The 12,354-nt window shown below is 68.5% G+C and carries 9 protein-coding genes; 7 read left to right on the plus strand and 2 right to left on the minus strand.

Annotation, left to right across the window (positions count from 1 at the left end; genetic code table 11):
- A partial coding sequence (locus JK358_RS23135; RefSeq protein ID WP_201950320.1) for an AMP-binding protein occupies positions 1-1,078 on the minus strand: 1,078 nt, incomplete at its 3' end.
- Between the two features lie 375 nt (positions 1,079-1,453).
- On the opposite strand from JK358_RS23135, the gene JK358_RS23140 reads away from it, so the two are divergent.
- The 5 genes from JK358_RS23140 (at position 1,454) to JK358_RS23160 (ending at position 7,703) form a co-directional block, all read left to right on the plus strand.
- Complete coding sequence (locus JK358_RS23140; RefSeq protein ID WP_201951338.1) at positions 1,454-2,965, plus strand: peptide ABC transporter substrate-binding protein; 1,512 nt, start codon at positions 1,454-1,456, stop codon at positions 2,963-2,965.
- Between the two features lie 31 nt (positions 2,966-2,996).
- Complete coding sequence (locus JK358_RS23145; RefSeq protein WP_201950323.1) at positions 2,997-3,923, plus strand: ABC transporter permease; 927 nt, start codon at positions 2,997-2,999, stop codon at positions 3,921-3,923.
- 13 nt (positions 3,924-3,936) lie between these two features.
- Positions 3,937-4,899 (plus strand): ABC transporter permease, encoded by a 963-nt coding sequence (locus JK358_RS23150; RefSeq protein WP_232851770.1) that lies wholly within the window; start codon positions 3,937-3,939, stop codon positions 4,897-4,899.
- Positions 4,896-6,569 (plus strand): dipeptide ABC transporter ATP-binding protein, encoded by a 1,674-nt coding sequence (locus tag JK358_RS23155; RefSeq protein ID WP_201950331.1) that lies wholly within the window; start codon positions 4,896-4,898, stop codon positions 6,567-6,569. Before JK358_RS23150 ends, JK358_RS23155 begins: the two co-directional genes overlap by 4 nt.
- 387 nt (positions 6,570-6,956) lie before the next feature.
- Positions 6,957-7,703 carry a Fic family protein gene (locus tag JK358_RS23160; protein WP_201950332.1) on the plus strand — a complete coding sequence of 249 codons (747 nt, stop codon included), beginning with the start codon at positions 6,957-6,959 and terminating at the stop codon, positions 7,701-7,703.
- A gap of 774 nt (positions 7,704-8,477) precedes the next feature.
- On the opposite strand, the gene JK358_RS23165 is transcribed toward JK358_RS23160, so the two are convergent.
- Positions 8,478-9,395 carry an HAD family hydrolase gene (locus JK358_RS23165; RefSeq protein ID WP_372440719.1) on the minus strand — a complete coding sequence of 306 codons (918 nt, stop codon included), beginning with the start codon at positions 9,393-9,395 and terminating at the stop codon, positions 8,478-8,480.
- A gap of 243 nt (positions 9,396-9,638) precedes the next feature.
- Here JK358_RS23165 and ssd point away from each other — a divergent pair, with 243 nt between their 5' ends.
- Both ssd and JK358_RS23175 read left to right on the plus strand, forming a co-directional pair.
- Positions 9,639-10,856 (plus strand): septum site-determining protein Ssd, encoded by a 1,218-nt coding sequence (gene ssd / locus JK358_RS23170; protein ID WP_201950333.1) that lies wholly within the window; start codon positions 9,639-9,641, stop codon positions 10,854-10,856.
- 175 nt (positions 10,857-11,031) lie between these two features.
- On the plus strand, positions 11,032-12,216 hold the full coding sequence (locus JK358_RS23175; protein WP_201950341.1) for a TadA family conjugal transfer-associated ATPase: 1,185 nt from the start codon (positions 11,032-11,034) through the stop codon (positions 12,214-12,216).
- Positions 12,217-12,354 lie beyond the last annotated feature (138 nt).

Consider the following 12,354-nt stretch of genomic DNA (forward strand, 5'->3'; position numbering starts at 1 on the left):
CCAGCGTCGGCGCGGTGTAATAGATTGTGACACCGTACTTTTCGATGATCTCCCAGTGCCGGTGCTCGTTCGGGAAATTCGGGGTGCCCTCGTAGACCACCTGGGTCACGCGGTTCGACAGCGGTCCGTACACGATGTACGAATGCCCGGTCACCCAGCCGATATCGGCGGTGCACCAGTACACGTCCTGCCCGGCCTTGTGATCGAACACGTAGTGGTGTGTGTACGAGGTCTGGGTCAGATAGCCGCCGGAGGTGTGCAGGATGCCCTTGGGCTTCCCGGTGGTGCCGGAGGTGTAGAGGATGAACAGCGGATGCTCGGAGTCGAACGCCTGCGCCTCGTGCTCGGGCGATGCCAGGGAAACCGTTTCGTCCCACCAGATATCGCGGCCCTCGGTCCACGGCACGTCGAGGCCGGTGCGCCGTACGACCAGCACGTGCTCGACACTCTTCGCGCCGCCGTCGGCCGAGAGTGCCTCGTCCACAGCGGTTTTCAGCGGCGCCGCGGTGCCGCGCCGCCACTGCCCGTCGGTGGTGATGACGAGTTTGGCCTCGGCGTCGTCCACGCGCTGGCGCAGCGCGCTCGGCGAGAATCCGGCGAACACCACGGAGTGGGTGAGGCCCAGGCGCGCGCTGGCCAGGATGGCCACGATCGCTTCGGGCACCATCGGCATGTAGATGGCGACCCGGTCCCCGGCAACCAGCCCCAGCCCGGTCATGTAGTTGGCGGCGCGCGAAACCTCGGCCAGCAGTTCGGCATAGGTGATGTCGCGGGAGTCGCCGGGCTCGCCCTCCCAGTGGATGGCGACCTGGTCGCCGTATCCGTCCAGCACATGCCGGTCGACGCAGTTGTAGGCGACATTCAGTTTGCCGTCGACGAACCAGCGGGCGAAGGGCGCGTCGTCCCAGTCGAGGACGCGCGTCCACGGCTGCGCCCAGTGCAGGCGGCCGGCCTGCTCGGCCCAGAACGCCTCCCGATCCGTGGCGGCCCGATCGTAGAGAGACGCGTCGCCGTTGGCGGCGGCCGCGAACTCAGCGCTCGGTGGATACGCATCCAGGTGATCGGCTGTGTCGGTCATCTCGTCTCTTCTTCTCTCGCTTGCTCTGCTCGTTTGTCCGCAGGCTGGTCCGGCCCCGGGGTGACCGTGGCCACTTCGACACTAACGGACTGTGATCTGCACCGGGCCTGCCCTGCCCGATAGGTCCCACTCGCCGGATCGTGACGGGTTTCACCCGATCCGGCGCGGAACCCTGCGAGCAACCGTTCGGGTCGCTATCGTCGGCCTAGCGTTGCAGCACGTCTATGACCGAACCGTGAACGAAAATCGGGAGCGCCGGTGGACCACGGGAAAACATTCGCCCGGTCCGGCCGGGCCGCCGTAGCGGCGGTGGTCGCCGCGCTGCTCCTCGCGGGCGCGCTGACCGGATGCACCATCAAACCCGCCTACGGGGACATGATCGCCGTCAACGGATCCGAACCACAGAATCCGCTGGTGCCGTCCAACACCAACGAGAACGGCGGCGGGCGCGTCGTGGACCGGCTGTTCGCGGGCCTGCGCTACATCGACAACAAGGGCATGCTGCACGACGAGGTCGCGCAGTCCATCGAGACCACTGACCAGCAGCATTTCCTGATCCGGCTCAAGCCGGGATGGACCTTCAGCGACGGATCGAAGGTCACCGCACGGTCTTTCGTGGACGCCTGGAACTACGGGGCGCTCATCACCAACGCCCAGCTACAGAGCTACACCTACTCGCCCATCGTCGGATTCACCGACGTGCAGGCGGATCCGCCACGCGCACAGACCATGTCGGGTTTGCGAGTGATCGACGACCTCACCTTCACCGTCGACCTCGTCGCCCCCACCATCGACTTCCGCACCCGACTGGCGTACGCGCCGTTCTATCCGCTGCCGGAGGTCGCCTTCCGCGATATGGCGGCATTCGGGCAGCGGCCGATCGGCAACGGCCCCTACCGATTCGCCGACGGCAACGCCTGGCAGCACGACGTGCAGCTCACCGTCGTGCCCAACGAGAGCTACCGGGGCGGCCGCCCGCCCCGCAACAAGGGCCTGACCTTCGTCTTCTACTCCAGCTACGACTCCGCCTACTCGGATCTGCTGTCGGACAACCTGGATGTGCTCGACACCATCCCCGACAGCGCGCTGACCGTCTTCAAAGCGGATCTGGGGGACCGAGCCGTCCAGGCTCCCACCGCGCAGAACCAATGGATCGGCATCCAGCCCAATGTGCCGCACTTCAGCGGCGAGGAGGGGCGACTGCGCGCCTACGCCATCTCCATGGCCATCGACCGGGAAGCCATCGGGCAGAAGATCTTCCGGGGCAGCCGGGTGCCCGCCCGCGACTACACCTCGCGCGTGCTGCCCGGCTACAACGGCGACCTGCCGGGTTCGCAGGTACTCGACTTCAACCCCGACGAAGCCCGGCGAATGTGGGCGCGCGCCAACGAGATCGCACCGTGGAGCGGCAGGTTCGAGATCTCCTACAACGCCGACGGCGGGCACCAGGCCTGGGTCGACGCGCTGGCCAACAGCATTCGCAACACGCTCGGCATCGAAGCCGTCGGCGCACCGTATCCGACCTTCAAGCAACTGCGCGACAAGGTGGTGAGCCGCACCGTCGGCACGCCGTTCCGCTACGGCTGGCAGGGCGACTACCCGACCATGCTGCAGTTCCTGGAACCCGGCTTCCTGTCCACCTCGGAAACCAACGACGTGGAATACCGGAACCCGGAATACGACCGGCTCATCGCGGCGGCGGAAGCCGCTCCCACCGAACAGGACTCGTGGCGGCTGGTGGGTGAGGCGCAGTCGGTGCTGCTGCGCGACCTGCCCACCATCCCGATCTTCGACTACATCAACTCGGCCGGTTACTCCAAGCGGGTGGACAACGTCACCATCTGCTGGAACGGGCTCGCCGACTTCGAGAACCTCGAACTGAAATGAGCTGCGGCGCAGCACGATCGGAGGTGACGGCGTGGCCTGGTACATAGTGCGGCGGCTGCTGCAGATGATCCCGGTGTTCTTCGGCGCGACCCTGCTCATCTACTACCTGATCTACAAGGTGACCGGCGGCTCGGTGACCGCGCTGGCCGGGCAGCGCACCCTCACACCCGCGCTGGAAGCCCAGTTGAAAGCCAGATACGGGCTGGATCAAGGGTTCTGGGCGCAGTACTGGCACTATCTGAAGGGCATCTTCACCTTCGACCTCGGCACCTCGTACTCCGGGCGGCCGGTGAAAGACGTCCTGGCGCAGGCCTTTCCGATCACCCTGCGGCTCGCGCTGCTGGCCGTCTTCTTCGAATCCCTGTTCGGAATCGTGTTCGGCGTGATCGCCGGACTGCGCAAGGGCGGCTGGTTCGACTCGACCATGCTGGTGGCCAGCCTGATCGTGATCGCCATGCCCATCTTCGTGATCGGCTTCCTGGCACAGTTCCTGTTCGGCGTGAAATGGGGGATAGCGCCCGTCACCGTCGGCTCCGACGTCAGCATTCCGCGGCTCATCGTGCCCGCCCTGGTGCTCGCCTCGCTGTCGTTCGCCTACGTGCTGCGGCTGACGCGAAACTCGGTGGCGGAGAACAAGGACGCCGACTTCGTGCGCACCGCCACCGCCAAGGGGCTGTCGCGGCGGCGGGTGGTGGTCGTGCACATTCTGCGGAACTCGCTCATCCCGGTGATCACCTTCGTCGGCGCGGATCTGGGCGCGCTCATGGGCGGCGCCATCGTCACCGAGGGCATCTTCAACATCCCCGGCGTGGGCGGCACCCTCTACCAGGCCGTCGTCCGCGGCGAAGCGCCGACCGTGGTGTCCTTCGTGACCGCGCTCATCGTCGTCTTTCTCATCTCGAACCTGATCGTGGACCTGCTCTACGCCGTGCTCGACCCACGGATCCGCTATGCCTGACGAGGAGCGCGGAATGCTCGACAAACAAGCGCCGCAGGGGAACTCGCGGCCCGGACAGCAACGCTGGGTCGCCCCGCCCGACGAGGTCGAAGTGGTGGCCACCGACCGGGTGGACGTGCACGGCACACCCGCCGGATTCTGGGGCTCGGCCTGGCGGGAACTGCGGCGCAAACCACTGTTCCTCGTCGCCGCCGGGATCATCCTGCTGGTGGTGCTGGTGGCCGCGTTCCCCGGACTGTTCACCGGACAGGATCCGCGATACTGCTCCGTCGACTTCAGCCTCGCGCCGCCGAGCCGCGAACACTGGTTCGGCTACGACCTGCAGGGCTGCGACATCTACGCGCGCACCATCTACGGCGCGCGCGCCTCGGTGCTCACCGGAGTCGGGGCCACCCTGCTGTTCCTACTGGTCGGCGGAACACTGGGAGCGCTCGCGGGATTCTATGGGGGACCGCTGGATTCGATCATCTCCCGGATCGCGGAGGTGGTGTACGCGATCCCGCTCATGCTCGCCGCCATCGTGATCATGCAGCTGGCGGAGGACCGGACCATCTGGATGGTGATCCTGATCCTGGCGGCCTTCACCTGGCCGCAGGTGGCGCGCATCGCCCGCGGCGCGGTCATCTCCGCCAAGGGCAGCGACTACGTGCCCGCCGCCGAGGCGCTCGGCGTGTCCCGGTTCCGGATCCTGCTGCGGCACATCATCCCCAACGCCATCGGGCCGGTGATCGTGGTGACCACCATCTGGCTCGGAGTATTCATCGTCACCGAGGCGACACTGTCCTTCCTCGGCGTCGGACTGCCGCCCACCGAGGTGTCCTGGGGCGCGGATATCGCTGCGGGACAACGGCAATTGCGGGCGGGATCACTCATCCTGTTCTATCCGGCGACGGCGCTGGCGCTCACCGTGCTCGGCTTCATCATGCTCGGCGACGCACTGCGGGACGCGCTCGACCCGAAGGGAAGGCGGCGATGACCGAACCACTGCTCGAAATCCGGGACCTGAACGTGGCTTTCGGCACGGGGGAGCGGAGCGTGAACGCCGTGCGCGGGGTGGATCTCACCGTGTATCCGGGGCAGACCGTGGCCATCGTCGGCGAATCCGGGTCCGGGAAATCCACCACCGCGCACGCTGTCATCGGCCTGCTGCCCGGGGCGGGACGGATCGCGTCGGGACGAATCCTGTTCGACGGCAAGGATCTCGCGCGGGCCTCCGCCGCCGACCTGGTCGCGGTGCGCGGCAACGGCATCGGATTCGTGCCGCAGGACCCCATGTCCAACCTGGACCCGGTGTGGAAGGTCGGCTACCAGATCACCGAAACCCTGGCGGCCAACGGCATCGCACGCGGGCGAGCCGCCCGGCAGCGGGCCGTGGAACTGCTCGCGGAAGCCGGCATCCCCGACGCCGAACGACGGATCAACCAGTACCCGCACGAGTTCTCGGGCGGCATGCGGCAGCGGGCGCTCATCGCCATCGGACTGTCCGCGCGCCCGAAACTGCTCATCGCCGACGAACCCACCTCGGCGCTCGACGTCACCGTGCAGCGGCAGATCCTCGACCACATCGACGGGCTCACCGCCGAACTCGGCACCGCCGTCCTGCTCATCACCCACGACCTCGGACTGGCCGCCGAACGCGCCGAACACCTCGTGGTCATGTATCGCGGGCGCGTCGTGGAATCCGGTCCGGCCCTGGACATTCTGCGCGATCCACAGCACGAGTACACCCGCCGGCTGGTCGACGCCGCACCCTCGCTCGCCTCACAGCGACTGTCCGCCGTCCGCACCCGGGAACGCATCCGCGAACTCGCCGAAGACGTTGCCGCGGCAGAGGTTTCCAGCGACGTCCCCGACGACATCCTGGTGGCCGACGGACTCACCAAGCGCTACCGCATCCGCGGCTCGGTGCCCTGGAAGCACACCGAACTCGCCGCCGCCGAAGACGTCTCCTTCCGGCTGCGCCGCGGCACCACCACCGCCATCGTCGGCGAATCCGGTTCCGGCAAAACAACAGTCGCCCAGATGGTGCTCGGCCTGCTCGCCCCCACCTCCGGCTCGGTCACTTTCGACGGCCGCGAAGTCGCCCACCTCGCCCGCCACGACCGCATGCCCTTCCGCCGCCGCGTCCAGCCCATCTTCCAGAACCCCTACGGCTCCCTGGACCCCACCTACTCCATCCACCGCACCATCGCCGAACCCCTGCGCACCCACAAGATCGGCACCCGCCCCGAACAGGACACCCGCGTCCGCGAACTCCTCGACCTGGTGGCCCTGCCGTCGAGCGTCGCCGCCCGCTACCCGGGCGAACTCTCCGGCGGCCAACGCCAACGCGTCGCCATAGCCCGCGCCCTCGCCCTCTCACCCGAACTGGTCGTCTGCGACGAAGCCGTCTCCGCCCTCGACGTACTGGTCCAAGCCCAGATCCTGAACCTGCTCAACGAACTCCAGGCCGAACTGGGCCTCTCCTACCTCTTCATCACCCACGACCTGGCCGTAGTCCGCCAGATCGCCGACAACGTCGTCGTCATGCAACAGGGTCGAGTGGTCGAATCCGCCTCCACCACAGCCGTATTCGACTCCCCGCAGTCCGAATACACCCAGCGCCTCCTGGACGCCATTCCCGGCCGGGATCTGCTGGTGAGCTGAGGGCAGCACTCATGAACGGAACGAGCCGGCGCGGTGTCGCGCCGACCACGCCCGCACAACCGCGCCGGACCGCGGTCTGAGTTGCCGGGCACGCTCGCCGAGCCGCGCCGGACCGCGGTCTGAGTTGCCGACCACGCTCGCCGAGCCGCGCCGGACCGCGGTCTGAGTTGCCGACCACGCTCGCCGAGCCGCGCCGGACCGCGGTCTGGGTTGCCGGGCACGCTCGCTGAACCGAGCGGAGCGCTGGTCTGCGAAGACAGTGGCCGTAGCGTCGCCGTCGGTCCCCGGACCAGCGGTCGCAGTGGCGCGCGGTGCACGGCATTCTCGGCGTGGACGCGGCCGAGGCGCTGGCGGACGCGGTCCGGGGCGTCGGTAGCCTGGTCTTTCGTGACCGACCCGCTGCAGCCCCTCGTCGACCTACCCGGCGTGCGCGAAGCCGCCGACAAGGCCCGCGACGCACTCGCCGAAGTGCATCGCCACAAGACGAACCGCCGCGGCTGGCCCACCACCGCCGCCGAAGCCGCCGTTCGCGCGGCCCGCTCCTCCGCCGCCATCGAAGGCGGCACCATCGACCTCCCCGCCGACGGCAATGTCGAAGACCCCATCCTCGCGGGCGCCCTGCGCGTCGGCCAGGCGCTCGACGGTGAAGCCCTCACCAACCTGGTGGGCGTCTGGCAGCGCGCCCCCCTCCAGGCGCTGGCCCGCCTCCACCTCCTCGCCGCCGCCGACATGGTCGAAGACCATCAACTCCTCGGCCGCCCCCGCAACGTCCCCGGCGTAGCCGAACGCCTCGACCTGCTCACCCAGACCATCACCACCACCAAGGCCCCCGCCCCCGTGGTCGCCGCCGTAGTTCACGGAGAGCTATTGGCGCTCAAGCCATTCGGCACCGGTGACGGAATAGTCGCACGCGCCGCCTCCCGCCTCGTCGCGGTGTCCAGCGGCCTCGACCCCCACAGCCTCGGCGTCCCCGAAGTCTTCTGGCTCCGCCGCCGCCAGGCCTACCTCGACGCCTCCGCCTCCTTCGGCATGGGCACCCCCGAAGGCGTAGGCGGCTGGGTCATCTTCACCTGCGGCGCTCTGGAAGACGGCGCCCGAGAAGCCCGCTCCATCGCAGACGCCGCCGCCGGGTAAACACCTCTTAACACCCTGTGCGGCACAGGGTTCGGATACGAAGGCCTCAGCAGCCCGGGATCGGGAGTCCGGGAGCCGGTACCCCGGCGCACTGGAAGTTCGGGGCGGCCAGGGCCGAAGCCCCTGAGAGCGCGGGCTTTCGCGGTCGGGGTTCAGTGACGAAGGCCCTTGACGGCGTAGCGTTCCGGGATTGAGGAGTCGGGCCGAAGCCCCCTGACAGCGCAGCGCGTCCGTGGTTGGGATTCGGGGGCGAGCGCAGCGTCCGCGGGTGGGGGTTCGGGGCGAGCGCAGCGTCTGCGGGTGGGGGTTCGGGGGCGGAGCCCCTGAGGGGCAGGGGAGTCGTCCCCCGCACGTCAAAGCGGGCGGCGTTGTCGCTGATGCGACCTCACCGCCCGCTAGCACGGACTACCCGGTTACCAAGCGTGCTGTTCGGGTTGTGATTTTCGGCCTCGGCGAGCTCTCCGGGCTTCGTCGGTTCATCCCCGCATCTCGTGCGAGGCTCCCGCCGTCGAAACCGCGGATAACGCAGGCCCACAACACTCGTGCCCTTGTCGCGGCGTGCTCCGCGTGGGTGCCTGGTGTCCGTGCTGGGAAGGGTGGGATGGGAGAACGAACCTTCTCTTCCGATCCGATCTTGGCCTTCCGTCCTTCCGTGCAATCCATTGTTACTCTGTGAGCGCCCTCACATCAAGAGCTGGGGAAACTTTCAAATACTCGGCGTGTCGCGCTTTTCTGACACTCGGGCGTTTCGTGTTGTTCCGGCATTCCGCCCGGCTACCGTTTCCGCCGCAGCAGCCGATAACTCAGCGCACCCGCGGCCACCGCCCCGAGCCCCACCGCCACACTCGCCGCCACCGTCGTCGTCGACGGCGCCGGCAGCCGCGCCCACAGCGACACCGGGTTCTCGAACGTCAGCACCGGCCACCCGCGCGCGACGGCTTCCTTGCGCAACGCCCGATCCGGGTTCACCGCCGTCGGATGCCCGACCGCGCTCAGCATCGGCAGATCGGTGACCGAATCGGAGTACGCGTAGCACCGCTCCAGATCGTAACCATGTTCGGCCGCAAGCTTTTCCATGGCCTGGACTTTGCCCTCGCCATAGCAGTAGAACTCGACTTCGCCTGTGTACCTGTTGTTTTCGACGACCATGCGGGTGGCGGCCACATGATCCGCGCCCAGCGCCGCGGCGATCGGCCCCACCACCTCCTCGCCGGACGCGGACACGATGATCACCTCGTGTCCCCGAATCCGGTGGTCCGCAATGAGATCCGCGGCTTCGGCGTAGATGAGCGGGTCCACGATGTCGTGCAGCGTCTCGGCCACCACGGACCGCACCTGCTCCACATCCCAGCCCGCGCACATCCTGGTGAGGTGTTCGCGCATGCGCTCCATCTGATCGTGGTCCGCGCCGGAGAGCAGGAACAGGAAATGGGCGTAGCTGCTCTCCAGGACGGCGCGCCGGCTGAGCAGTCCCTGGTCGAGGAAGGGCTTGCTGAACACGAAGGCGCTCGACCTGGCGATCACCGTTTTGTCGAGATCGAAGAAGGCGGCGACTCGTCCGCGCTCGGCTGTCACGCAGTCCAGGATATGTTTCGCCGGCGTCCGGCGGGCATCGTGGCGCGTTTGCCCGGGTTTGCCGGACGGAAGCCGGGCCCTATCGGCGGGAAAAAGACTCGCCCGGCGGACTTGCAATCCTGGCGGGGCTTGGGTGTAGTATCGCAATTACCTGGACATGGTCCAGGCGCGTTCAGCCCGACCCCCCGGGGCTGAACCCGACGGCCCCAGCCTCCTCCCCCCCCGGCTGGGGCCGTCCTCTATTTCCGGACAGTTCGGTCCGACCTCTTTCGGCCCCGCAGTTGTGAACAGCCGATGGGTTATCCCCAATCGCCGAAGACCCTCTTCCGACACGCTTTCCGCAGGATCACTCTGACCTGCATGAACTTCGACGCCCCCGGCGCAGCTCCGGCTCTCGCCTCGCTCACCGACCCGCGCCTGCACGAGGAGGTCCGCCGCATCGCCGCGGCTGCCGACCGCTCGCTGGCCGAACACCCCGCACCCGTGGGCCGCCACACCTGGACCACCGCACCCGTCATAGTTCTCGACACCGCCGCCGCCCGGCAGTGCATTTCCGCCGACTGCCCGCGTCGCCCGGGAATTCTCCTGGTAACAGATACCGACCCGGGTTTGCTCGACTGGCAGACCGCCGCCGAAATCGGCGCGGAACAAGTCCTGTCCCTGCCCGCGTCGTCGGACGCCCTCATCGCGGCCTTCACCGCGCACGACCACCGCACTCGCGACGACGGCGTCGTGGTCGCGGTCGCCGGAGCTGTCGGCGGCTCCGGCGCATCCGTCCTGGCCGCCGCGGTGGCCCTCACCGCCGCCACCCGCTTCCGCGACCGCACCTTGTTGATGGACGCGGCCCCCTACGGCGGGGGCATCGACCTGCTGCTCGGCCTCGAATCCGCTCCGGGGCTCCGCTGGGCCGACCTCACCATCGAAGCGGGGCGCGTATCGGCCGACGCCCTGCACGAAGCCCTTCCCGCGGTATCGGGTGTGACGGTCCTCTCCTGCGGAAAAGGCTCCACCGCAACAGAACTCACTCCCACCGCGGTCCATTCGGTGCTGGAGGCCGGTCGCTCTGCGGGCGATCTGGTGGTCTGCGACCTTTCCGCCGAACGCGGCCCCCATGCCACCCAGATCCTCGACGCATCCGATCTGGTGATCCTCACCGTCTCTGCTCACCTGCGCGCCATAGCCGCCGCGGAGTCGGCGGCTTCCCGTCTCCGCTCCCGAAATACCAACGTCCGCTTGATAGTTCGCGGCCCGGCTCCGGGTGGCCTCCGTGCTTCCGAGATCGCTGATTCTCTCGGGCTTCCGCTCCTCGCGGCAGTGCGCCCCCAGCCCGGCCTCGCAGACCGCCTCGAACGCTGCGGTCTCACCGTCCGCCGCCGCGGCCCGTTGCGCACCGCCGCGGAGGCGGTTCTGAATGCCCTCGTATCCGCCGATTCCCTCCCGTCCAGCCCGTCCGCCGCGCGCCGTCCGCAGCGTCCTGCCCCGCATCGCCCGCAGTGGCACCCGGCTCATTCCGAGCCTCGAATCCCCTTGCGCCCCTTTGTCGCAGGCGCCGCCGACACCGCCGCAGGTGTGCGATGACCCGGCCGAACCCGATTCGCCAGATGCCTCTGATGGCTCAGCTGGTCGCTACTCCAGCGGATTCGGAATCCGATCCCGCCGTGGCAGTGCTCGCCATGTCCGGATCGCGGACGGACCGAGGCGGCGCGTGGCGGGCTTCGAGGCGAGTGGGGCACGAGTTCGGACGGGGGTTCCGGTGAGCGGCTTGGTCACGTCGGAGCTGCTGGATCGCGTGCGGGAGCGGCTTGCGGAAGGTGCGGGTGATCCGGATCCGGCGCAGGTGGCGGCGGCTATCCGGGCGGAGGCCGGCGGGGTGCTCGGTGATACCGATCTGCTGCGGGCATTGCGGCTGCTGCAGACGGAATTGACCGGCGCCGGGGTGCTGGAGCCACTGCTGCACGATCCGGAGGTCGCCGATGTGCTGGTGACCGCACCGGATGCGGTGTGGGTGGATCGTGGCCGCGGCCTGTTCCGCACGGCTGTCCGATTCGCGGACGAGGCCGCGGTGCGCCGGTTGGCGCAGCGTCTGGCACTGGCGGCGGGCCGCCGCCTCGACGACGCTCAGCCCTGGGTGGACGGCCGCCTCCCGGGAACCGAAGCAGCCCTGGGTGATTCGTTCGGCGTCCGATTGCACGCGATGCTCTCGCCGATCGCTCATGCCGGTACCTGCCTGTCCCTGCGGGTTCTCCGCCCGGCCTCCCAAGGCTTGGACGCGCTGGCAGCCGCCGGCGCCATCCCCGCCGAGGCGAAGGTCCTGCTCGAGCGCATCATCCGAGCTCGCCTCGCATTCCTGGTGGTGGGCGGCACGGGCGCGGGAAAAACTACGCTACTCGCCGCCCTGCTCGCGAAAGTTCCTGCCGCCGAACGCATCATCTGCGTGGAGGACGCCGCCGAACTGGCTCCGCCGCATCCTCATGTGGTCCGCCTGGTCGCCCGCCCCGCGAATGTCGAAGGCGCAGGCGAGGTCACGGTCCGCGACCTGGTTCGACAAGCCCTCCGCATGCGCCCCGATCGCATTGTCGTGGGCGAGGTCAGAGGTCCGGAAGTGGTCGACCTGCTGACCGCCCTGAACACCGGTCATGACGGCGGCGCGGGCACAGTCCACGCCAACTCCCCGCGCGAAGTCCCCGCCCGCCTGGAGGCATTGGCTGCCCTCGGCGGCATGTCCCGCACGGCCCTGCACAGCCAGCTGGCGGCCGCCATACAGGTGGTCCTCCACGTCCATCGCCGCCCCGACGGCACCCGCACCCTCCAGGAAATAGGCGTGGTCACCCGCGCCAACGGTGAGGTCGACATCGCTCCCGCCTGGTCCGCCAATTCCACCCCAACCCGGGGCGCGGCACTTCTCACCACTCTCCTCGACGAAAGGACCGACCGATGACACCCGGGCCGACCGCCCTCCGACTACGCCGATCGTCGCGTGCCGCGGTACCTGAATCACCGGTGAACCTCATACCTGCCCGGTACTTCGAATCAAAGCCGGGTACGCCGCACCTCGTGCATCGCGGTGGCTGCCGTG

This window comes from Nocardia acididurans (assembly GCF_016741815.1).
GTDB classification, from domain to species: Bacteria; Actinomycetota; Actinomycetes; order Mycobacteriales; family Mycobacteriaceae; genus Nocardia; species Nocardia acididurans.